22 protein-coding genes, 1 tRNA gene and 1 pseudogene are annotated in these 22,597 nt (G+C 63.6%); 20 read left to right on the top strand and 4 right to left on the bottom strand.

Going from position 1 to position 22,597, the window contains the following annotated elements:
- Positions 1-221 precede the first annotated feature (221 nt).
- From srmL to CXQ88_RS09685, 4 genes and pseudogenes are all read left to right on the top strand, one after another.
- The gene (srmL, locus tag CXQ88_RS09670; protein ID WP_104043956.1) at positions 222-1,340 is read left to right on the top strand and encodes a PheS-related mystery ligase SrmL; all 1,119 of its coding nucleotides are present in this window, start codon (positions 222-224) and stop codon (positions 1,338-1,340) included.
- 262 nt (positions 1,341-1,602) lie between these two features.
- Positions 1,603-1,794 (top strand): annotated as a pseudogene (locus CXQ88_RS22595) (GNAT family N-acetyltransferase); the annotation flags it as partial.
- A gap of 395 nt (positions 1,795-2,189) precedes the next feature.
- Positions 2,190-2,555 (top strand): hypothetical protein, encoded by a 366-nt coding sequence (locus CXQ88_RS09680; RefSeq protein WP_104043957.1) that lies wholly within the window; start codon positions 2,190-2,192, stop codon positions 2,553-2,555.
- Positions 2,556-2,795: 240 nt separating this feature from the next.
- Complete coding sequence (locus CXQ88_RS09685) at positions 2,796-3,377, top strand: hypothetical protein (RefSeq protein ID WP_104043958.1); 582 nt, start codon at positions 2,796-2,798, stop codon at positions 3,375-3,377.
- 135 nt (positions 3,378-3,512) lie between these two features.
- Here CXQ88_RS09685 and CXQ88_RS09690 read toward each other — a convergent pair.
- A tRNA-Leu gene (locus CXQ88_RS09690) sits at positions 3,513-3,595 on the bottom strand.
- Between the two features lie 168 nt (positions 3,596-3,763).
- Here CXQ88_RS09690 and CXQ88_RS09695 point away from each other — a divergent pair.
- Complete coding sequence (locus CXQ88_RS09695; protein WP_104043959.1) at positions 3,764-5,068, top strand: M20/M25/M40 family metallo-hydrolase; 1,305 nt, start codon at positions 3,764-3,766, stop codon at positions 5,066-5,068.
- A 10-nt stretch (positions 5,069-5,078) separates the two neighbouring features.
- Entirely contained in the window at positions 5,079-6,236 is a 1,158-nt protein-coding gene (locus CXQ88_RS09700) for an acyl-CoA dehydrogenase family protein (protein WP_104043960.1), read from the top strand.
- A gap of 50 nt (positions 6,237-6,286) precedes the next feature.
- On the opposite strand, the gene CXQ88_RS09705 is transcribed toward CXQ88_RS09700, so the two are convergent.
- Positions 6,287-6,520 carry a DUF5703 family protein gene (locus tag CXQ88_RS09705; RefSeq protein WP_104043961.1) on the bottom strand — a complete coding sequence of 78 codons (234 nt, stop codon included), beginning with the start codon at positions 6,518-6,520 and terminating at the stop codon, positions 6,287-6,289.
- A gap of 40 nt (positions 6,521-6,560) precedes the next feature.
- Here CXQ88_RS09705 and CXQ88_RS09710 point away from each other — a divergent pair, with 40 nt between their 5' ends.
- Entirely contained in the window at positions 6,561-6,833 is a 273-nt protein-coding gene (locus CXQ88_RS09710) for a hypothetical protein (RefSeq protein WP_104043962.1), read from the top strand.
- A gap of 40 nt (positions 6,834-6,873) precedes the next feature.
- Here the strand turns inward: CXQ88_RS09710 and CXQ88_RS09715 are convergent, their stop codons facing one another.
- A complete protein-coding gene (locus tag CXQ88_RS09715; RefSeq protein WP_104044071.1) occupies positions 6,874-7,809 on the bottom strand; it encodes an aldo/keto reductase in 936 nt (311 codons plus the stop codon).
- Positions 7,810-7,861: 52 nt separating this feature from the next.
- Here CXQ88_RS09715 and CXQ88_RS09720 point away from each other — a divergent pair, with 52 nt between their 5' ends.
- Positions 7,862-8,695, top strand: coding sequence for an undecaprenyl-diphosphate phosphatase (locus CXQ88_RS09720; RefSeq protein WP_104043963.1), 834 nt, complete (start codon positions 7,862-7,864; stop codon positions 8,693-8,695).
- A 15-nt stretch (positions 8,696-8,710) separates the two neighbouring features.
- Positions 8,711-9,988 (top strand): cysteine--1-D-myo-inosityl 2-amino-2-deoxy-alpha-D-glucopyranoside ligase, encoded by a 1,278-nt coding sequence (gene mshC / locus CXQ88_RS09725; RefSeq protein WP_104043964.1) that lies wholly within the window; start codon positions 8,711-8,713, stop codon positions 9,986-9,988.
- Positions 9,989-10,068: 80 nt separating this feature from the next.
- On the opposite strand, the gene CXQ88_RS09730 is transcribed toward mshC, so the two are convergent.
- On the bottom strand, positions 10,069-10,974 hold the full coding sequence (locus CXQ88_RS09730) for a PAC2 family protein (protein WP_104043965.1): 906 nt from the start codon (positions 10,972-10,974) through the stop codon (positions 10,069-10,071).
- Positions 10,975-11,124: 150 nt separating this feature from the next.
- On the opposite strand from CXQ88_RS09730, the gene CXQ88_RS09735 reads away from it, so the two are divergent.
- The 11 genes from CXQ88_RS09735 (at position 11,125) to CXQ88_RS09785 (ending at position 22,511) form a co-directional block, all read left to right on the top strand.
- Positions 11,125-11,865: an HAD family hydrolase gene (locus CXQ88_RS09735; RefSeq protein ID WP_104043966.1), complete on the top strand. Its 741-nt coding sequence runs from the start codon at positions 11,125-11,127 to the stop codon at positions 11,863-11,865.
- Positions 11,858-13,024, top strand: coding sequence for a site-2 protease family protein (locus CXQ88_RS09740; RefSeq protein WP_104043967.1), 1,167 nt, complete (start codon positions 11,858-11,860; stop codon positions 13,022-13,024). Before CXQ88_RS09735 ends, CXQ88_RS09740 begins: the two co-directional genes overlap by 8 nt.
- 96 nt (positions 13,025-13,120) lie before the next feature.
- The gene (locus tag CXQ88_RS09745) at positions 13,121-14,185 is read left to right on the top strand and encodes a tRNA (adenine-N1)-methyltransferase (RefSeq protein WP_104043968.1); all 1,065 of its coding nucleotides are present in this window, start codon (positions 13,121-13,123) and stop codon (positions 14,183-14,185) included.
- An 82-nt stretch (positions 14,186-14,267) separates the two neighbouring features.
- Positions 14,268-16,019 (top strand): proteasome ATPase, encoded by a 1,752-nt coding sequence (gene arc, locus CXQ88_RS09750; RefSeq protein ID WP_104043969.1) that lies wholly within the window; start codon positions 14,268-14,270, stop codon positions 16,017-16,019.
- Positions 16,016-17,689 carry a depupylase/deamidase Dop gene (dop, locus tag CXQ88_RS09755; protein ID WP_104043970.1) on the top strand — a complete coding sequence of 558 codons (1,674 nt, stop codon included), beginning with the start codon at positions 16,016-16,018 and terminating at the stop codon, positions 17,687-17,689. The genes arc and dop overlap by 4 nt, the downstream gene beginning before the upstream one ends.
- 84 nt (positions 17,690-17,773) lie before the next feature.
- Positions 17,774-17,977: a ubiquitin-like protein Pup gene (locus CXQ88_RS09760; protein WP_015937113.1), complete on the top strand. Its 204-nt coding sequence runs from the start codon at positions 17,774-17,776 to the stop codon at positions 17,975-17,977.
- An 81-nt stretch (positions 17,978-18,058) separates the two neighbouring features.
- A complete protein-coding gene (gene prcB / locus CXQ88_RS09765; RefSeq protein ID WP_104043971.1) occupies positions 18,059-18,880 on the top strand; it encodes a proteasome subunit beta in 822 nt (273 codons plus the stop codon).
- A gap of 1 nt (position 18,881) precedes the next feature.
- The gene (prcA, locus tag CXQ88_RS09770) at positions 18,882-19,592 is read left to right on the top strand and encodes a proteasome subunit alpha (RefSeq protein ID WP_104043972.1); all 711 of its coding nucleotides are present in this window, start codon (positions 18,882-18,884) and stop codon (positions 19,590-19,592) included.
- Between the two features lie 8 nt (positions 19,593-19,600).
- Positions 19,601-20,965 carry a Pup--protein ligase gene (gene pafA, locus CXQ88_RS09775; RefSeq protein WP_104043973.1) on the top strand — a complete coding sequence of 455 codons (1,365 nt, stop codon included), beginning with the start codon at positions 19,601-19,603 and terminating at the stop codon, positions 20,963-20,965.
- Between the two features lie 112 nt (positions 20,966-21,077).
- Complete coding sequence (locus CXQ88_RS09780) at positions 21,078-22,037, top strand: FKBP-type peptidyl-prolyl cis-trans isomerase (protein WP_104044072.1); 960 nt, start codon at positions 21,078-21,080, stop codon at positions 22,035-22,037.
- A gap of 78 nt (positions 22,038-22,115) precedes the next feature.
- Positions 22,116-22,511, top strand: coding sequence for an FKBP-type peptidyl-prolyl cis-trans isomerase (locus CXQ88_RS09785; protein ID WP_104043974.1), 396 nt, complete (start codon positions 22,116-22,118; stop codon positions 22,509-22,511).
- Positions 22,512-22,597 lie beyond the last annotated feature (86 nt).

Below are 22,597 nucleotides of genomic sequence, written 5' to 3' on the forward strand. Positions count from 1 at the left end.
CACCCGGCCGCTACCCGCCGGGCACGAAACAAAAGTGAGTATCGCCCTGCCCTCCCATTCAAAATTCATTGGGGTATAGTCGCCCCATGCTTTGTACGCGCCGATTTACTTGCCCCCGACCGTTTTTCGGTCGCGAGGGCTTACAGGCGCGCGCCTAGGTCCTGGCGCTGGAGTGGGTCGGGGGAGGAGACCACCACCCAAGCCCAATCCAAGGACCAACAATGCCCATTTATCTCAGCCCCGCTGAGCTTCATCAAGCTTTGACCATTCAGGATCTTACAAATCCTGACCATCAACCCCACGCGATGCAGGACCTCCTGCAGGGAGTCATCGGCGCGCTAAGCGCCAGATGGAAAGTGCCGGCACGGGTGGTTCGCCACAGCCCTCTGGTGAGCGTGGCCGACAACTACGATCTCTTGGGGTTCAACCATTCGGACGTAACGCGCGACCAGAGATACTCCCGCTACGTCAGCCCCACCGTTATGCTCCGCAGCCATACCTCGGCCTCCATTCCGTCGCTCCTGCGGGCGCTGGATCCCGACGAGCCGTTGGACGAGCTCTGGGCCATACCCGGGCTGGTTTACCGCCGTGACTCCATTGACCGAACCCATGTGGGAACGCCTCATCAGGTTGACCTGTGGCGTATCAGTTCGGGCAGAAGACTGGATGGCCTAGACCTGCAGGACATGATCGCGTCCGTGGTTCAGGCCGTACTTCCCGGAGCGCGGTGGCGGACAGTGCGGGCGGTTCACCCGTACACCACGCAGGGCTTGCAGGTCGACGTCTTGTTGGATGGCGAATGGCTCGAGCTGGCGGAGTGCGGGCTGATGGCGCCGCGTCTCCTGTCGGAAGCGGGGCTGGATCCTGCGCACTGGTCCGGTCTGGCCCTCGGCATGGGCATGGACCGGGCCTTGATGCTTCGCAAAGGCATTCCGGACATTCGGTTGCTGAGGCCGACGGACCACCGCATCCAGCGGCAGATGTTGAATCTGTCCCGTTGGAAGCCAGTCTCGCAAATGCCCACCATCCGTAGGGACATCTCCATTGTGGTCCCCGCAGACACCGATGCCGAGTTGCTCGGTGATCGGGTGCGCACAGTATTAGGCGATGAGGCCCACGACCTGGAAAGCGTCGAACTCCTGGCTCTGACTCAGTATGGAGAGCTTCCCAAAGCAGTGCAGGACCGGCTGCGGATCGGCGATGGACAGGCCAACGCGTTGATACGACTGGTGCTGCGCCCCCTCAGTGGGACGATGACTGACGGGCAGGCTAACCAGATTCGGGACGGCGTCTATCTCGCCTTGCACGAAGGGCCTGTCAAGGAACTCATCAGCGGTTAAGGTTTCGCGCGGAGTGCCGGCAGGCGGCTGCGTGTGCCGGCACTCCTTCCCCCTTGGTTCTGCTCACGGCCAACCGCTGCACAGGGCAACGAGTACTTGGGTAGAGTCTCGGAGTGGCCCCTTTGAAGAACACCTTGATTGGCAATATTGAGGTGCGAGTTTTGCGCTCCGGCGACGCCCTTCAATTGAAGGACGCGTACCTGCGGGACAGGGAGCACCTCGCCCCGTGGGAGCCGGAACATCCTATGCGGCCGGTTCTGAAGTGCCGTGGATACTTCTGGACGGAGACCGCGTCATCGGAGCAATAACGCTCACTGGAATAGTGCTTGGACCCTTTTGCAGCGCCCACGTTGGATATTGGGTAGACCACGAATACTCTGGCCGGGGAATCGGCTCGGCCGCCGTCATGTTTGCGCTGGCTTTCGCCAGGAACGAGATGGGGCTGCACCGCATCCAGGCGGCAACCCTTTTGCACAATGCCGCGTCTCAAAAGGTTCTTCAACGTTCCGGCTTCGATAGGGATGGCCCCCGCCTATCTGAACATCGCCGGTTCCTGGCAGGACCACAACCTGTACCAGCGCATTCTGTACTGAAAAGGCCAATGTCCAGGAAAACTTTGCGGGGCACTGCTGCCCCTGAAGACCCGCCTGGATGTGCAGTCGGGCCTCGGAAATGGCTACGCGTGAAGTTGTCCGATTGCTCCTAGTCCTCACCCGCACTCATGCGTAGAATCCACAGTGTCCCTACCCGGATAAACCGCGCCGAGGCATTGCTGGGGTGCAATGGCCAGGAATGACAAGCGGTCAGCTGAAGCACCGACGCGCCTGATCGCAGAATCAGGAGCGTGTGATGAAAACAGTTCGAAATGTCGCAGTCGGAGCTGCCCTGGCCGCGGCCGTGGCAGGTGGCGGCGTGTATCTCGCCATGGCCGTTCCGGACGGAGCATCGACCTCCACGGCGTTGTCCTCCTCCGATCGAAAAGGGTCTCATCGGGCCAACGGCATCACCGAGGAGCTTCTAACAGGTGACACTGCCGCCCGCGTCGAAGCTGCAGCGAGGGCCGCCCATCCAGGAGCGACGATAGTCCGTGTCGAAACCGACGCTGACGGTGCTGCCTATGAGGCGCATATCAGGAAAGCTGACGGAACGCCTTTGACGCTGAAGTTTGACGCCTCCTTCAACATCACCGGCACTGAAGAAGCGAAGAGACGCTAAAAACCTTGACCCATGAGTGACAGAAGAAGCCCCGGAAAAACAACGAGTTTCCCGGGGCTTCTTGGTGCGCTGAGGAGGAAGACCGCGCAGCAGGAAGCCGTCGTCGTCGGCTGGTCGATTTTCCTTTGGGCCGCTACCTGAAAGTGCGGAGAAACAAAACCGCCGTAGGGCGCGTCGTAGGTATAACAGGAGAAACCTGCGCCGGCGGGGAGTGCACGAAGAGGAAGACCGGGGCTGATAATGCGCTCAACTATCACCGTGCCGCCGAACTACCTGGAGCGGCCGATTTCCGAGAAGTCCAGCCGCAAACAGGTCACGGCGCTCGTGGCCGTGGCCGTCGCTGTTTGGGCCTTGACCGTCTATCTTTCCACTCTCGTCGATGTCGCCAGCCCCGTACGCTTTGTTGCTCTGGCGGCGCACATTCTATCCATGGTGGCAGCGTTTGGGGCGGTGCTGCTCGTCGACTGGCATGGGTTTCTGTGGCTTTTGGGACGCCGGGCGCTTAGCGAAACCGTTCGCCTCGACGGCGCCGCCACCCCCTTAATCTGGGGAGGGTTGGCCGGAATGATGCTGACAGGCATCTTCCTGGAGCCGAACCTCGCTTCGTCACTCACGCTGGTTAAGCTATGTGCTGTGCTGGTGCTGACGGTAAACGGTCTCATGCTGATACCGCTCATGCGCAGGCTGGTCAGGCTGTCACCAATGACGCCATTCAGTGGACTGCCCATGGGCCAGCGCCTGCATCTGATGTTTGGTGCAGCGATTTCCCTAGCGGCGTGGTGGACCGCGATCATTGTGGGCTTCATTAACGTCGCGACGTAGGAGTGCCGCCCGTTAGGGTCCAAGTTCCATTCGGCAGATCAGACAGCAAAGGTGCCCCGGTCCAGCCGCCCTTGGCGGGGACTACATAGACAAAAAAGCCCCGGAAAATCAGTGATTTTCCGGGGCTTCCGTTTGTGCGCGGAGGGGGACTTGAACCCCCACCCCCTTTCGAGGACTAGCACCTCAAGCTAGCGCGTCTGCCATTCCGCCACCCGCGCAGGTGGTACTTCGGGGACCGTTTCCGCCTTTCAGCGTTTCGAGTTTCTCCGAAGCAGCGAGAAAAACTCTAACACGAACTTTCCCGAAACATGGAATCGGGCCATGTGGGTAGGCTGAGGGCAGCGATCCAGCGCTGCAAACCCGTCTTTCCCAGTGAGGAGCCCTCAATGCCTGATGTCCTGCCCGAGGATGAAGTTGTCCGTATCTGCCAGGAACTCATTCGGATCGATACCTCCAACTTCGGTGACGGGTCCGGGCCGGGGGAGCGGGCCGCAGCAGAATACGCCGCAGGTCTCATGGAGGAAGTCGGCATGGAGGCTGAAATCTTCGAGTCGGCACCGGGGCGGGCGAACGTGGTTACCCGGATGGCAGGCGAGGATCCTTCCGCCAGCGCCCTGGTGGTGCACGGCCACCTTGACGTGGTTCCCGCCCTCAAGGACCAGTGGTCGGTAGACCCGTTCGGAGCCGAACTGAAGGACGGGCTCATCTGGGGCCGCGGCGCCGTCGATATGAAAGACATGGACGCCATGATCCTCGCCGTCCTGCGAAGCTTTGCCCGCACGGGTAAAAAGCCCAAGCGGGACATCATCTTCGCCTTCTTCGCAGACGAGGAAGCTGGCGGGGCGTACGGTGCCCGCTACGCCGTGGACAAGCGCCCGGAGCTCTTTGAGGGCGCCACCGAAGCCATCTCGGAAGTGGGCGGGTTCTCGGCGACCATCGGCGGGCAGCGCACCTATCTCCTCCAGACTGCCGAGAAGGGCATCTCATGGCTTCGCCTGGTGGCCCACGGCAGGGCCGGCCACGGCTCGCAAATCAACACCAACAACGCAGTAACCCGCCTCGCGGCCGCCGTGACCCGCATCGGTGAATACAAGTGGCCCATCGAACTGACGCCCACCACCAGGCAGTTCCTGGACGGAGTGACGGACCTCACCGGCGTGGAGTTCGACGCCGACAATCCCGACCTCCTGCTGAGCCAGCTGGGCACGGTGGCCCGGTTCGTCGGCGCAACCCTGCAGAACACCACCAATCCCACACTCGTGAAGGGCGGCTACAAGCACAACGTCATCCCGGAATCCGCAGAGGCACTCATCGACTGCCGCACGTTGCCCGGGCAGGAGGAGCACGTCCTGGAAATAGTCAAGGAGCTGGCCGGAACCGGGGTGGACGTCAGTTATGTGCACAACGATGTGTCCCTTGAGGTTCCCTTCGCCGGCAACCTGGTGGATTCCATGATCGACGCCCTGCACTCAGAGGACCCCGGCGCGAAGGTGCTGCCCTACACGCTCTCGGGCGGCACGGACAACAAGTCGCTCAGCAGGCTCGGGATCACCGGTTACGGTTTTGCACCGCTGATGCTGCCGGACGAGCTGGACTTCACCGGCATGTTCCACGGCGTGGACGAGCGCGTCCCGGCCGATTCCCTCAAGTTCGGCGCCAGGGTGCTCAATACCCTGCTCACCAACTACTGAGCACGCTGCCATGACGCCGGAAGAAGTCCTGCCGGATGCCCTCCTGGAGCGGATCCGTGGCCGGGCCGCCGGATACGACAGGGACAACGCGTTCTTCCACGAGGACCTGCAGGAACTTGCCGAGGCGGGGTACCTGAAGCTGTTTGTCCCCGCGGCCGACGGCGGGAAGGGACTTGGGCTTGAAGCGGCGGCGCAGTGCCAGCGGAGACTGGCAACGGCTGCCCCCGCCACGGCGCTGGCGGTCAACATGCACCTGGTGTGGACCGGCGTCGCGCAGGTCCTTCAGGCAAGAGGCGACGACTCCCTGAATTTTGTCCTGAAGGAGGCAGCCCAGGGCGAAGTTTTCGCTTTCGGCAACTCCGAGGCAGGAAACGATTCGGTCCTCTTCGACTCCCGCACCGTGGCAGAGCCGCAGCCCGGCAGCTACACCTTCACGGGCACGAAGATTTTCACCAGCCTGTCGCCGGCGTGGACCAGGCTGGGGATCTTCGGCAAGGACTCTTCGGCCCGGGACGGTGAAGGAGAACTCGTCCATGGCTTTATCGCACGGGAGACGCCCGGCTACCGAATTCTCGACGACTGGGACACCCTGGGCATGCGTGCCAGCCAGTCCAACACCACCGTCCTGGAGGGCGTTTTCGTCCCCGAAAATCGGATCTTCCGCAAGCTCCCCGTGGGGCCCAACCGCGATCCTCTGATTTTCGCCATTTTCGCCTGCTTCGAGACGCTGCTGGCCGCCGTCTACACCGGCGTGGGGGAGCGGGCGCTGGCAGTCGGGGTGGAAACCGTGAAGCGCCGGACATCCTTCAAAAACGGCGGACGGAGCTACGCCCAGGACCCGGACATCCGCTGGAAGGTGGCGGAAGCCGCGATGGCCATGGACAACCTGTACCCGCAGCTGGCCTCCGTAACTGCCGACGTCGACGTCCTCGCCGATCACGGCCCGCAGTGGTTCCCCAAGCTCGTGGGCTTGAAGGTCAATGCCACGGAGACCGCGCGTCGCGTTGTTGACCTCGCCATCCAGGTCAGCGGCGGATCAAGCTATTTCCGCGGCTCCGAACTGGAACGGCTCTACCGGGACGTTCTGGCCGGGATGTTCCATCCATCCGACGACGAATCAGCCCACAACACCGTGGCCACCGCCTGGCTGGGGCCACTCGAGGACTAGACCGTCCGCTGGCCCCTTGTTTCCTAGACGGTCCGCTGGACGCTTGTTTCCTAGACGGTCCGCTGGACCTGCATCACCCGGCGGCGGAGCCAGAACCGCCTGCCGCCGCCCACATACAGCTTGCTGCGCTGCAGCTCCCACTTGCCGTACTCGGAGTGTTCCACCAGGCGGCGCCTGGCCTCGTGCAGTGAATCGACAGGGCTGACCGTCAGTACAAGGTACTCGTACTGCTTCGCATAATCCCGTTCCCGCTGGACCGAGCTGGTGAGAAATTGTTCCTTCATTTGCTCTCCATTTTCGTCCTTTTCCGGCTAACGTGAAGGCATGAGCATCGATCCGCGTGTCGCGCTTCAGTCCTTGACCACCGCTTTGGAAGAACACCTTATAGCAGCATCGAACCGCCGCGGAGATGGGGACCCCTCCGTGGAGGCGGCGTTTTTCGCAGTCGCCGATGCTTTTGAAGTCTATGAGGACGCACTCTACGAGGCCTACAACGAGGTCACGCCGCTTCAGGTCTTTGATGACGAGGACGACGAGGAAGAGGAAAGCGACGTGGACGACGAGGACCTTGAAATTGTCGAGGACCGGAACGTCTGACCAGATGCGGGCACCGCTCAGATGGTGGCCAGCTGAAGCCCTATGCAAGGACTGAAGCGTCCTCCAGGGCGCAGGCTATCTCGGGCGGCAGCGGCGACAGCTGCGCATCCAGGAGTTCCTTAAGCTGAGCAGGCGTACGCGGGCCTACTATCGCCGTCGCGACCCCATGCTGCGACAGCAGCCAGCTCAAAGACACGTCCTGCGGCGTCCGGCCCAGTCCCTTGGCCGCCATGCACACCGCCTCGACCGTCCTGGACGCCTTCCCGTCGAGGTAGGGCTCCACGTAGCCGGCTTCCGCGGCAGATGCTCCCCGCGAACCGGTGGGGATACTGCCGCGGTACTTCCCGGTCAACACCCCACGGCCCAGTGGCGCCCATGCCATCAGGCCCAGGCCTGCATCCTCAACTGCCGGAATCAGCTCAGCTTCCGGCCGCCGCTGCAGGAACGAGTACTCGGCCTGGGCGGCCACGAGGGGAAACCCTGCGATGGCTGCAGCCTTGGCCGTCTGCCAGCCATTGAAGTTCGACACACCGGCGTACCTGGCCCTGCCGGTCCGGACGGCATACTCCAACGCTGACAGCGTTTCGTCCAGGGGCACGTTGCCGTCCCAGGCCTCAGCGAACCAGATGTCCACATAGTCCGTGCCCAGCCTGGCCAGACTGGCCTCCAGGCCGGTGAGCATTGCGTTCCGTGACGTGTCCACACCGCGGCGCCCGTCCGGCGTCGTCAGTCCCGCTTTGGTGGAGATGGAGATCTCCGTGCGGGCGACCACGTCGCCCAGCATGGACCCCACCATTGCCTCCGACCGTCCGTCGGCATAGGAGGCAGCCGTGTCCACATGGCGGCCGCCTGCGTTCAGGAAGGTGCGCAGGAGCTCCGAGGCGTCCTGTTCGTCGGTCTCGCCGGCCCACGACATGGTGCCAAGGGATAGGGCGGAAACTCGCAATCCACTGTTGCCGACGTAACGCTGCTGCATAGCAGCAAGCTTACGGGCAGAACCAACAGTGCCCATGCCGTAGGGTCTTAGCGTGAACTGGTTTGAGGCGGCCCTGCTGGGCCTTGTGCAGGGACTGACCGAATTTCTACCGATCTCATCAAGCGCCCATCTGCGGATTGTGGGGCAGTTCCTGCCCAATGCGGCCGACCCCGGCGCAGCTTTCACCGCCATCACCCAGCTGGGTACCGAAACAGCGGTAGTGATCTATTTTTGGCGGGATATCGTCCGGATTGTGAAGGCGTGGGCCGGTTCCCTTGCCGGAAAAGTCTCCAGGCAGGACCCTGACGCCAGGATGGGCTGGCTCGTGATCCTGGGTAGCCTGCCCATTGTTGTCCTGGGGCTGCTGTTCCAGGACCAAATCGAGTCGGTGCTCCGCAGTATGTGGATTGTTGCCACCATGCTGATTGTGTTCGGCCTATTCCTTGCCGTCGCGGACGCGGTGGGCAAGCAGGAACGGGACCTCAGCCGACTCACGTACAAGCACGGCATCCTTTACGGCTTCGCCCAGGCAATGGCGCTCATCCCCGGCGTGTCCAGGTCCGGCGGCACCATTACCGCAGGCCTCCTGATGGGCTACACCCGCGAAGCGGCCGCACGGTACTCGTTCCTGCTGGCCATCCCCGCGGTGTTCGGCAGCGGGCTCTTCCAGCTCTACAAAACTGTGTCCAATGAGGGCATCACCGGCCCCTACGGACTGCCGGAAACAGCCCTGGCAACAGTGATCGCCCTTGTGGTGGGCTACATCATCATCGGCTGGTTCCTGAAGTTCGTCTCCACCCGCAGCTACCGCCTGTTCGTCTGGTACCGGATTTTCCTGGGCCTCGCCCTGTACCTCCTTCTCGGTTTCAATGTCATCAGTGCCTAGCACTAGGCTTGGCGTGTGAAATCCTGGATCTCCCGCCCTGTTCCCGACGTGCCCGGCAGCATGCCAGCCATCCTGTTGTTCGACACCGCTGTGGGCCGGGAGGTGGCCCTGGAAACAGATGGCCGGCCCTCCATGTACGTTTGCGGCATCACGCCGTACGACGCCACGCATATGGGCCACGCTGCAAGTTATGTGGCGTTCGACCTCCTCAACCGGGTTTGGCGGGACGCCGGCCATGACGTGTCCTATGTACAGAACGTGACGGACGTTGACGATCCTCTGCTGGAACGCGCCACTGCCACCGGAGTGGACTGGCGGGACCTGGCGGCCAGCCAGACCGAGCTGTTCCAGACAGACATGCAGGCACTCAACGTCCTCGCACCCGACCACTACGTGGGCGCCGTCGAATCCATCTCCCTGATCGTGCCCGAGGTCGAACGGCTCGTCAGCCTGGGGCTGGCTTACAAGGTGCAGGGCACCAACGGGGAGCCGGATGGGGATGTTTATTACGACGTCGAAGCGGCCGGCAAGCAGTCCGCGTCACCTGACGCGTGGTCCCTGGGATCGATCTCCGGCCTTTCGGAAAGCGAGATGCTCGAGCTCTTCGCGGAACGCGGGGGTGACCCCGGCCGTTCCGGGAAGCGCCAGGCACTGGACCCGCTGTTGTGGCGGGTGGAGCGGGAAGGCGAGCCGAGCTGGCCCGGCGGGAGCCTGGGAGCCGGCAGACCTGGCTGGCATATTGAATGCACGGTCATCGCACAGAAGTACCTGCCCTCACCCTTCACGGTGCAGGGGGGCGGCTCGGACCTGATTTTCCCGCACCACGAAATGGGTGCCGGCCATGCATACTCCCTCGCCGGGGTCCCGCTCGCCAAGCACTACGCCCACGCGGGAATGGTGGGCCTGGACGGCGAAAAGATGAGCAAGTCCAAGGGCAACCTGGTGCTGGTATCAAAGCTGCGCGCAGCGGGGGAGGACCCGTCAGCCATCCGTCTCGCCATACTCGCGCACCACTACCGTTCGGACTGGTCCTGGACGGACGAAGGATTTGAGGCCGCCAAGGCCGACCTTGCCGCTTGGCGCACAGCGCTCGGCCACGCCCCCGCCGATTCAGGGCCGGCCCTCATCACAGAGATGCGCGCCGCGCTGGCTGCCGACCTTGACGCCCCCGCCGCGGTTGCGGCCGTTTCCCGCTGGGCACAGCAGGCCAACTCTGCCGCTGGCCCCGCAAGCGGTGAGGATCAAGTATTGGTGCGGGACGCCGTCGACGCCCTTCTCGGCATCCGCCTCTGACTAAGCCGTCTGTCAGGGGGACTGCCGCCGAGGAGCCTGCTGCGTGAGAGGCTTGGCGGGCGGCCGCCGGAGCGGCCTCGTTAAGGCCTGTCCTGCCCGCGGCGTTTGAGGTAACGCTCAAACTCGCGGGCGATGGACTCGCCGGTCGCTTCCGGAAGGTCTGCGGTGTCCTTTGCCTCTTCAAGCTGGCGGACATACGCGGCAATCTCCGGGTCCTCGGTGGCCAGCTCGTCCACGCCCCGCTCCCACGCGTCGGCTTCCTCAGCCAGCTCATGGGTGTCGAGCGGAACCTGGAGCAGCTCCTCTATCCGGTGGAGAAGGGCCAGCTGCGCCTTCGGCGACGGCGCCTGGGCCACATAGTGGGGGACGGCGGCCCACAGCGAGACCGTGGGGATGCCGGCCAAGAGCGCGACCTCAGAGAGCACTCCCACAATTCCCACCGGGCCTTCGTACTGTGAAGCTTCCAGGTTCATGCGTTCCCGCAGTGGCCCATCGTCGGAGGACGTGCTTACGGGAATGGGCCGGCTGTGCGGTACATCTGCCAGCAAGGCGCCCACCAGGACAACGTAGTCAACGTTCAGCGCTTCTGCGTGCACCAGGAGTTCGGCGGTGTAGGCCCGCCATTTATAGGACGGCTCGGTGCCCTGGACAAAGATGACGTCCACGTTTGAACCAGGCGCGCTGGCCTTGTAGATCCGCGTGGAGGGCCATTTGATCTTGCGTTCGCCCGCGGCGTTCCTGCGGACAGTAGGGCGGGTGAACTGAAAGTCGTAATACTCGTCTGCGTCTATGGAGGCCACCTTCTTGCCGCCCCACAGCTTGTTCAGGTACCGGAGCGAGTCGCTTGCGGCCTCCCCGGCGTCGTTCCAGCCTTCAAAGGCGGCCAGCATCACTGTGACGCGCTGCCCGTCAGCCACAGGCTGCAGGAACCGCTCACGGGCGGGTTCGGCACCCGGTTCGGTGGTGTCTCCCTCGAAGCTATTCATTTCTTCACCCTACGTCCAAGGAGCAGGGTCTTGCATTGAATGAAGCGCCGAAAAGTGCTCCGCACTGTGGCCAAACGGCAGCAAACCCGGCCGTATTCGCCGAGGGCGTAGCCACAGCCCCGGTCCAGACTGTCCCCGTAGACTGGGGGCATGCGATTGCCAGCCTCCAGTTCCCCGCTCAAAGCCGTCCTTTGGGACATGGACGGCACCATCGTGGATACGGAGCCCTACTGGATAGCGGCTGAACATGCGCTGGTGGAAGCCCATGGTGGAACCTGGTCCCATAAACAGGCCATGCAGCTGGTAGGACAGTCCTTGACGTTCTCCGCCGGCATCCTCCAGCAGGCCGGCGTGGATCTTGAGATCCGCCAAATCATTGACACCCTCACTGCTGAAGTGGTGGCCAGCGTCAGGAAGAGTGTTCCGTGGCGCCCGGGTGCCCGTGAACTCCTGGAAAACCTCCACCTTGCCGGTGTCAGGTGCGCCCTTGTCACCATGTCCGAGGGGCCTCTCGCCCGGGAAGTGGTGGCCAGCCTGCCGAGGCCGTACTTCGAGGTGGTGGTCACCGGGGACACCGTGTCGCAGGGAAAGCCGCACCCCGAGGCGTACCTGAAAGCGGTGGAACTGCTCCGGCAGGAGGACCCCGACCTGGGTATCCACCACTGTGTGGCGCTGGAAGATTCGGAACCCGGCGTGGCGGCGGCAGTTGCGTCCGGGGTGGCCACCGTTGCCATTCCCCACATCGTCCCGCTCCCGGAGGACCGCCGGTATACATTGTGGGAGTCCCTGGCGGAACGCTCCCTGGCTGACCTAGAGGACCTGGTTGTGGCCCGCTCAGCAGCGCCGTCCGCTGCAACACCGGCCGGAGTCCCGGTGAGCTCCCATGACTGAACCGGCGGCTCCGGTTCGCCGCGAAGGCATTCCGCTGGGAAGGATTGCCGGTGTTCCTGTTGTGCTGGCATATTCGTGGTTCCTCATCGCTGCCTTCACCGTGATTGTTTACGGGCCGGTACTTGACCGGAGCAACCCGGCCCTTGGTGCCAGCGCTTATGTCGTTGCGTTCGCCTACGCCGTCCTGCTGCTCATCTCGGTCCTGGTCCACGAACTGGCCCACGCCCTGACGGCCAGGATCTACGGGTGGCCCACCCAGAGAATCGTGCTCAACCTCTGGGGCGGGCATACGCAGTTCGAAAGCTTTACGGCCACCCCGGGACGGTCCGTCCTGGTGGCCCTTGCCGGCCCCGCCGCCAACTTTGTCCTGGCCGCCGGCGCCTGGCTGATGCTCAACGGCGCCACCCTCGGCAGCGTCGCCGAAATCCTCACGAACATCTTTATGTGGGCGAACTTCCTCATTGCCGTCTTCAACGTCCTGCCGGGGCTTCCGCTGGACGGGGGCAGGATGGTGGAGTCCGCCGTCTGGAAGGCTACCGGCAGCCAGGCCAAGGGGACGGTGGCAGCAGGATGGGGCGGCCGCCTGATTGTCATTGCCCTCGGCTACTGGTTCATCCTGCGGCCCCTGCTTGCCGGTGATTCGCCAGAGTTCAGCCTGCTCATGATCACTATCCTCGTAGGTGGTTTCCTGTGGATGGGTGCTTCGGCCGCCATTCAGCAGGGAACGCTGCGCGGGCGCCTTCACCTGGTCAGTGCGGCCGGGTTGTCGACGCCGGCCGTAGGGTTGCCTGCCACGGCATCGGTCCAGGACGCCCTGCGGCTTGGTGCACCGGGCTCAACCGCTGTAGTGGTCTGCGGTGTTGACGGACGCCCAGAGGCCGTGGTTGATCCTTCGGCGCTGGCATCGGTTCCCGCCGCAGCGGCGGGGACAACTCCCATCACTGCTGTTTCGTATGCCCTTGCCGCCGGCGCGTATGTGCCGGAATGGTCAAAAGGACAGGAACTTCTCCATTTCCTGTCCCAGCTCGAAGGTCGGGACTACGCCGTGGTGGACCACAACGGCAGGGTCACCGGGCTGCTCTCCCAGGACGCAGTACTGTCCGCGATTACGGGCAGGCGCCAGCAATCCGGTAGGCAACCGCAGGGCCGGAACGGGTAGAGTTACCTGCCGGTCGTGCATTGCCGCCGCAGAAGCACAATGTCTTCACGGTCATTGACGCGGGGGCGCAACAGTTTTACAGGAGCGAGGAAAATCATGAGCAGCGAAACTGCCGTCAATGAAGCCACAGCAGCAGCCCAAGCCGGTGTTGCCGCCAGCGGCTCGCAGCCGGTGGGAGCTGCCCGTCGCCGCGGACCCTTCCGGGAAGGCGAACGCGTCCAGCTGACTGACGAGCGGGGACGCATGAACACTGTCACGCTCGAAAGCGGCGGCGCCTTCCACACCCACCGCGGCTTCCTGAACCACGATGAGATCATCGGCAAGATGGACGGCTCAGTAGTGGTAAACAACGTGGGCCAGCAGTACCAGACCCTGCGCCCCCTCCTCTCTGACTTTGTTCTCTCCATGCCTCGCGGCGCAGCCGTGGTGTACCCTAAGGACGCCGGGCAGATCGTCACCATGGCCGACATCTTCCCGGGCGCCCGGGTAGTTGAAGCGGGCGTTGGCTCCGGTGCCCTCTCCATCTCCCTGCTCCGCGCAGTGGGCGACAACGGATACCTGCACTCCTTCGAACGGCGTGAAGAGTTCGCGGACATCGCCCGCGGAAACGTCGAGACAATCTTCGGCGGCCCGCACCCCGCCTGGCAGATCTCCCTGGGTGACTTCCAGGAGGAAGTTGTGCGCAGCGAGGCGCCCGGCTCCGTGGACCGCGTGGTCCTGGACATGCTCGCGCCATGGGAGTGCCTCGATGCCGTGGCCACAGTCCTGGCGCCGGGCGGCGTGTGGATCAACTATGTGGCCACCGTTACCCAGCTCTCCCGTACCGCCGAGGCCATCCGCGCCGACGGCCGCTTCACGGAGCCCGACGCCTGGGAGTCCATGGTCCGCGGCTGGCACCTCGAGGGCCTCGCCGTCCGCCCGGACCATCGCATGGTGGCCCATACCGGCTTCCTGCTGGTCACGCGGCGGCTGGCTGACGGCGTCACCGGCATCTCGGTTAAGCGGCGTCCGTCCAAGACAGACTTCAACGAAGAGGACGTCAACGCCTGGACGCCGGGTGCTGTGGGGGAGCGGCTGGTCTCCGACAAGAAGCTTCGTCGCGCCGCCCGCGATGCCATTGCGGGCACCAACGTCAAGGACGCCCCGGAGATCACGAACTAGTCCATATTTCGGGAGTCTCCCTCCCTACCTGCCATCTTGGGACTAAGGTCTTAATAGAAGCGCAGGAAGGGGCTGATACATCATGGAGACGCCAAACCAGGACTCCGGACGTACACCGGCAGAGCAGTCTGCCGCCAACGACCTCTCGGTTGCGGACCGCCAGGTCAACATCCTCAGGGACAAGCTCAGGCACATCGACCGCCAGCTGGCTGCGGCAACGCAGAACAACACCAAGCTGGTCACGATGCTCGAGGCCGCGAAGGCCGAGATTCTTCGGCTTAAGAACGCGTTGGACCAGGAAGGACAGCCTCCTTACAGCTTCGGCACCGTTCTTCAGCTGAACCCGCGCAGGCAGCCCTCACCGGGCAGCAGCGGTCAGGCCGCCACTGAAGAATCAGTGGACATCTTCAACGCTGGCCGGAAAATGCGCGTGGGCATCAGCCCGCTGGTAAATATCAACCAACTGGCTGTGGGCCAGGAGGTCCTCCTGAACGAGGCGCTCCTCGTCGTCGCCGGTCTCGGTTACGAGCGTGCAGGCGAGCTGGCCACGCTGAAGGAGATGCTCGGTTCCGACCGCGTCCTCGTGGTGGGGCGTGCCGATGAGGAGCGGGTGGTCCGGCTTTCCGGTGCCCTCCTGGCCGAAAAGCTCCGGGTGGGAGACGCGCTCTCCATCGACTCGAGGACCGGCTACGCACTTGAAAAAGTGCCGCGGTCCGAGGTGGAAAACCTGGTCCTCGAAGAGGTCCCGGACATCACCTACGAGGACATCGGCGGACTGGGACCGCAGATTGAACAAATCCGCGATGCCGTCGAACTGCCGTTCCTGCACCCGGACCTTTACCGGGAACACGGCCTGAAAGCCCCCAAGGGCATCCTGCTGTATGGGCCTCCCGGCTGCGGTAAAACCCTGATCGCCAAGGCCGTCGCCAATTCGCTTGCTGCCCGTGCCGCCGAACGCTCCGGAAACGTGGACCTGAAGAGCTACTTCCTGAACATCAAGGGCCCCGAGCTTCTGGACAAGTACGTGGGCGAGACGGAGCGCCATATCCGGCTCATCTTCTCCCGCGCCCGTGAAAAGGCGTCAGACGGCAGCCCCGTAGTGGTGTTTTTCGATGAGATGGACTCGCTGTTCCGCACCCGCGGCACCGGCATCTCGTCCGACGTCGAAACAACCATTGTGCCCCAGCTGCTGAGTGAGATCGACGGCGTAGAGCGGCTGGACAACGTCATCGTGATCGGCGCGTCCAACCGCGAGGACATGATTGACCCCGCCATCCTTCGGCCCGGACGGCTGGATGTTAAGGTCAAGATCCACCGCCCGGATGCCGAGGCTGCTGCGGACATCTTCAACAAGTACATCACCACGGATCTGCCATTCCACGAGTCTGACCTTGCAGAGCACGACGGCGACGTGCAGGCCACGGTGGACGCCATGGTCCAGCGCACGGTGGAAGCCATGTACTCCACGGACAAGTCCAATGAATTCTTGGAAGTCACGTATGCCAACGGCGACACCGAAATGCTCTACTTCAAGGACTTCAACTCCGGCGCGGTGGTGCAGAACGTGGTGGACCGGGCCAAGAAATACGCCATCAAGGATCTGCTGACCACGCAGCAGAAGGGGCTGCGGATCGAGCACCTGCTGCGGGCAGTGGTGGACGAGTTCCGCGAGCACGAGGACATGCCCAACACCACCAATCCGGACGACTGGGCCCGGATTTCCGGTAAGAAGGGTGAGCGGATCACCTACATCCGCACCATCGTCCAGGGCAAGGCCGGCCAGGAGCCTGGAAAGTCCATCGAAACGATGCCAAACACAGGGCAGTATCTGTGACGGCTGCGCCGGAACCGTCCGCCGGGGGCGCCCTCCCCGCAGGCGGGGCCATGCGGGTCATGGGAGCAGAAACCGAATACGGGATCCATGCCCCGTCCGCGCCATCGGCGAACGCCACCATGATGAGCGCGAGGGTGGTCCAGGCATATGCCCAGGTGACGCGCCAGCGTGCGGCCGGCGGAGCGGAAACGCGGTGGGACTACACCGACGAGGAGCCCCTCCACGACGCAAGGGGCTGGACCGTGGACAGGGGCTCGGCCCACCCGAGCCAACTGACCGACCAGCCGCCGGTGCTGGACGCGGAAGCAGTAGCACTGGCCTACGGCCGGGAGGAACTGGAGCTCGACGGGCAGGATGAGTCCGGAACCCTCCTGATGAACATGGTCCTGGGCAACGGCGCAAGGCTGTACGTCGACCACGCCCACCCCGAGTACTCAAGCCCTGAGGTCACGAACCCCCGTGATGCCGTCACGTGGGACGCCGCGGGTGACCTCGTCGCGCTGGCAACCGTACGGCGTCTGGGCTCAGATCCCGACCTGCCACCGGTGAACCTCTACAAAAACAACACAGACAACAAATCGGTGTCCTACGGGTCGCATGAGAACTACCTCATGCCACGCTCCGTTCCATTTGGGGACATCGTCCGCGGTTTGACGCCATTCTTCATCAGCCGCCAGATCCTCTGCGGGTCCGGCCGGGTGGGGATCGGCCAGGACGCTTCCACCCCGGGCTACCAGATCAGCCAGCGGGCCGATTTCTTCGAAGCCGAGGTGGGCCTCGAGACCACCATCAGGCGTCCCATCATCAACACCCGGGACGAGCCGCACTCGACGGCGGACAAATACCGCCGCCTGCATGTCATCATTGGCGATGCCAACCTCAGCCAGGTCTCCAATTACCTGAAGTTCGGGACCACGGCCTTGGTCCTCAGCCTCATCGAAGCGGGGCTCGCGCCAAAGATTGAGGTCTACGAGCCGGTGGCCGCCCTCCAAACGGTGAGCCATGATACGTCCCTCACCGCAACCATGCGGCTGCTGGACGGCCGTCGCGTCACGGCACTCGACCTCCAGTGGATGTACCACGAAGCGGCCGCCAAGCTGGCGCAGGATACAGGTGTTGGTGATGCCATCGACGGCGACGGGCACACCCATGACGTCCTGGACCGGTGGGCCACCGTACTTACGCAGCTGGACAGCGACAGGGCCGCGGCGGCCAGCTCGGTGGAATGGCTGGCCAAGCTCTCGCTCCTCGAGGGTTACAGGGATCGCGACCGCCTGGAGTGGAATGACGCCCGGCTCGGGCTCATTGATCTCCAGTGGGCGGACATCAGGCCGGAAAAAGGGTTGTACTACCGGTTCCTTGCCAGGAACCGCATGGACAGGATTGTCGACGACGGCGCCATAGCGGCTGCCGTGGGCGAGCCACCGCCGGACACCCGCGCTTTCTTCCGCGGAAAGTGCATCAGCAACTTTGGCAAGGACGTAGTGGGTGCCAGCTGGGACTCAGTGATCTTCGATGTCCCGGGTTACGGCAGGCTGCAGCGCGTGCCCACCCGTGAGCCCCTTCGGGGAACCAAAGCCCTGACCGGAGCGTTGTTCCAGCGCTACCGGGAAGCGGGTCCATTCCTCGCGGAGCTCCTGGGACACAACAGCGCTCCGCCTGCGGCATAAACCGCGCCGGACGGCCTGCATCGTGGCAGGATGGGCATATCGGAGGATCCGCCGGATCCGACGGCAGGAAAGGGAGAGGTAACAATGGCAGGCCAGGAGCAGCAGCAGCCGCAATCGCGCGACAGCCAGGTCGACGAGGACATTCCCGAGGCCCCACCGGCGCCGCCTGAAGCGCAGGCATCAGCATCAACCGAAGGCGTGGACGACCTCCTTGATGAAATCGACGGAGTGCTTGAATCCAACGCCGAGGAATTCGTGCGCGCATTCGTCCAAAAAGGCGGTCAGTAACCCGGACCCGGCGGGTGGCGGAAGCCGCGGACGGCCGGAATCTGTACCGACGTTGAAGAACTACGTTCAAGGAGTGCATGAGTGCAGGAATCAACCGCCCACCAGGTAGCCGCCAACGCCACCTCGTCCTTTACGGAACATCTGCAGCGGGACCGGCCCGAACTCCTGCCATACAACGGGGGACTTCAGGCTGCTGCGTCCGGGACCGTACCGCTGCAGGTTCCGCACGCCACCACCATTGTGGCCATGAGCTACGCCGGCGGTGTGCTGATGGCAGGGGACCGGCGGGCCACCATGGGCAACGTGATTGCCAGCAGGCACATTGAGAAAGTCTTTCCCGCTGACCGCTACTCGGTCCTGGGCATCGCAGGCACTGCCGGCATTGCCATTGACCTCACCCGCCTCTTCCAGGTGGAACTCGAGCACTACGAGAAGATTGAGGGCACCCTCCTCAGCCTGGAAGGCAAGGCCAACAGGCTGGGAGCGATGATCCGCGGCAACCTTCCCCTCGCCATGCAGGGACTCGCCGTGGTGCCGCTCTTCGCCGGGTTCGACACCAGCGCCGGTGTGGGAAGGCTCTTCTCCTATGACGTCACCGGTGGCAGGTACGAGGAACACGAGCACCACACGGTCGGCTCCGGCTCCGTTTTTGCCCGGGGCGCCTTGAAGAAGCTGTGGCGGCCAGACCTTAGCGAGGCTGAAGCAGTCTCCGTCGCCGTCGAGGCCCTCTTCGACGCGGCCGACGACGACTCCGCAACCGGAGGACCTGATACCGTCCGAAAGCTATGGCCGGTGGTCTACACCGTGGACCGGGCTGGTGCACGGCGGGTTGCCGAGAACGTGCTCGCCGCGGCCGCCGTAACTGTCATCGAAGCCCGCACCACCGCCGGACGTGAGGCCTGAGATGACCCAGCAGTTTTACGTATCGCCCGAACAACTGATGAAGGACCGTGCGGATTTCGCACGGAAGGGCATAGCCCGCGGCAGGTCCGTTGCTGTCATCAGTTGCGCCGACGGCATCGCGCTGGTGGCCGAGAACCCATCGCCGTCCCTGCACAAAATCGGCGAGATTTACGACAAGATAGCGTTCGCCGCCGTCGGAAAATACAACGAATTCGAAAGCCTTCGGCAGGCCGGTGTCAGGTACGCGGACGTCCGCGGCTACTCGTACGACCGGGAGGACGTCACCGCCCGCGGCCTCGCCAGCGTTTATGCACAAAGCCTCGGCGCTGTATTCACCGCCGAGCAGAAGCCGTTCGAGGTTGAACTGGCAGTGGCGGAAGTAGGTCCCACCCAGGCGGAGGACCATCTCTACCGCCTGACTTTTGACGGTTCCATCGCCGACGAGCACCAGTTTGTAGTGATGGGCGGACAGGCAGACAAGGTGTCTGCAGCCATCGAGGAAGGCTGGCGCAGTTCGCTGAGCTTTGCCGACGCCCTGCACCTTGCCATGGGCGCACTGGTTCCCGCGGCCGAGACAGGCGAACAGCCGAAGGCACTGCCCGCAAAGGCTGTGGAAGTTGCCGTCCTGGACAGGTCGTCGGAGACCTCGCGCGGCTCGCGGCGCGCCTTCCGCCGGCTTGACGACGCGGATATCACTGCACTGCTGGCCTAGGAGGACAGATGGACAAGAGAATCTTCGGCATCGAAACGGAATTTGGGATCTCCTATTCCAGCCCCGACTCGAGGCCTCTTGCCCCGGAGGAGGTGGCCCGGTACCTTTTCCGCAAGGTGGTCAGCTGGGGCCGTTCATCCAACGTTTTCCTGACGAACGGCTCCAGGCTGTACCTCGACGTAGGCTCCCATCCCGAGTACGCCACGGCCGAGTGTGACGACCTCGCGCAGTTGATCGCCCACGACCGGGCCGGGGAGCTGATCCTCGATGACCTCGTGGACGAGGCACAGGCCCGCCTCGCAGCCGAGGGCTTTAACGGCACCGTCTACTTGTTCAAGAACAACACGGACTCCGCCGGGAACTCCTACGGCAGCCACGAGAACTACCTGATTCCGCGTCGCGGAGAGTTTTCCCGGCTGGCCGAGATCCTGATCCCCTTCCTGGTTACGAGGCAACTCATAGCCGGCGCCGGAAAGATCCTGAAAACCCCGCACGGGGCAACCTTCGCCTTTTCACAGCGGGCGGACCATATCTGGGAGGGCGTGTCCTCGGCCACCACCCGGTCCCGGCCTATCATCAATACCCGGGATGAACCGCACGCGGATGCCGAGTTCTACCGCCGGCTACACGTCATCGTCGGCGATTCCAACATGTCTGAAGCCACGGCCCTGATGAAGGTGGGCACGGTGGACCTGGTCCTGAGAATGATCGAGGCCGGGGTGATCATGCGTGACATGCGGATGGAAAACCCCATCCGCAGCATCCGCGAAATTTCCCACGATCTCAGCGGCCGGGCACTGGTCCGGCTCGCCAACGGACGCCAGCTTACCGCACTGGAGATCCAGCAGGAGTACCTCACAAAAGTAACCGCGTTCGTCAAAGAACACGGCGCCCACAACCCCCACGTCCCGGTGATCCTCGACCTCTGGGAACGTACGCTGAAAGCGATCGAAAGCGGCGATACCCGCAGCATCGACACCGAGATCGACTGGGCCATCAAGAAGAAGTTGATGGACAGATACCGGGAACGCCACGGCCTCGGCCTGGACGCCCCCCGGATAGCCCAGCTTGACCTGACGTACCACGACATCTCCAGAAGCCGCGGCCTCTACTACCTGCTTCAGTCCCGTGGGGCCGTGCGGCGCATCGTGGACGACACGGTCATCAAGGACGCCGTCGACGCGCCGCCCCAGACCACCCGCGCGAAGCTCCGCGGCGACTTTGTCCGGCGGGCGCAGGAGTTGGGCCGGGACTACACCGTGGACTGGGTGCACCTAAAACTGAACGACCGGGCGCACCAGACCATCCTGTGCAAGGATCCGTTCCGCAGCGTCGATGATCGCGTGGATGCCCTTCTCGACTCTATGGGCTGACACCCAGCTTCAGGGGCTACTCTGGATAGAGCCCTTTCGAGGGCCTGCCGCGGTGCCGCCCGCCGAGTTGCGGATCACCGCCTCCACCTTGCCCCGACGAAAGTTCTCTTACGTGCGCCGACTACTAGCACTCCTTCTTCCCGCTTTGCTGCTGCTGACCGCCTGCGGCGGTTCGAGCGCAGAACCGGAACCCACCAGCAAGTCTGCTGGTGAGACTGCAAAGTTCGACTCCCTCAAACTAACCGACAACGGGGACAAAAAAGCTCCCGGCGTGGAATTCGCCAAGCCGCTCGAAGTCGCTGAACCCACCATCAAGGTGGTCACCGAGGGCGACGGCGACACGGTGAAGGCAAACCAGGTTGCCAACATCTCCATCCTTGCCCTGAACGGCACGGACGGATCCACGCTCGAGGACACCTTTCCCAATGAGCCCGAGCCCCTGGAACTCAATGAGGAATTGAAGACCGGCAGCGAGGTCATCTACAACGCATTGGTTGGCGCCAAGGTTGGCTCCAGCCTTGCTCTCGCCGTTCCCGGTCAGGCCGCTGCTGCCCCCAGCCCCTCCGGCGGTGCCAGCCCGAGCCCGTCCGCCGCAGCCCAGCCCACGCAACTGCTGATCATCAAGGTGCTTTCCGCTTCCGACGTAACCCCTGCGCTGGAGAAGCCCGAAGGTGAAACGGTGACCCCGCCGGCCGGCCTGCCTACCGTCACCGAGAAAGACGGCATCCCCGAGATCAACGTCAAAGGTGTTGCCGCTCCCACCGCGCTGGTATCCCAGGACCTCATCAAGGGCAACGGCGCCACCGTCAAGGAGTCCGACACCCTGACAGTGAACTATGTTGGCGTCACCCTCGTGGGCGGCACAAAATTCGACTCGAGCTTCGACCGGGGTGAACCCGCAAGCTTCCCGCTGACCGGCGTCATCAAGGGCTGGACCCAGGGCCTGGCCGGCAAGACCGTGGGCTCACGCGTCCTGCTGGTCATTCCCAAGGACCTGGCCTACGGCGACGCCGGCCAGGGCGCGGCTAAGGGCGACCTTGTCTTCGTAGTGGACATCCTCGGAGCCAAGTAGCAACAATGGCAACAGGCCCGGCCCCCGCCGCGGCATCCAACAGCAGCACATCACCTGCCAAACACCAAGGAGCAACCCATGTCTTTTGGACAGCGGGACTTTGACCGCCAGAAGCCCGAAATCGATTTCCCCGAGGGCGGTGTCCCTACGGAACTCGTCATCACAGACCTCATCGAAGGCGACGGCCGCGAAGCCAAAGCCGGAGACACCGTCTCCACCCACTACGTGGGCGTAGCCTGGTCCACCGGTGAAGAATTCGATGCCTCCTGGGGCCGCGGCGCGCCGCTGGACTTCCGCGTCGGAGTCGGACAGGTCATCCAGGGCTGGGACCAGGGCCTCCTGGGCATGAAGGTAGGTGGCCGCCGCCGCCTCGAAATCCCCTCCGAGCTTGCTTACGGCTCCCGTGGCGCCGGTGGGGCCATCAAACCCAACGAAGCCCTGATCTTCGTGGTTGACCTCGTGGGCGTTCGCTGACCAAAGGCGCTGCAATCCGCCGGGAGCGCGGCAGTAACAGGACCATCACATCCTGTTGCTGCCGCGCTTCCTGCGTTCCGGCACGG

Origin of the sequence: Arthrobacter sp. ZGTC412 (assembly GCF_002929215.1) — a bacterium.
GTDB lineage: Bacteria > Actinomycetota > Actinomycetes > Actinomycetales > Micrococcaceae > Arthrobacter.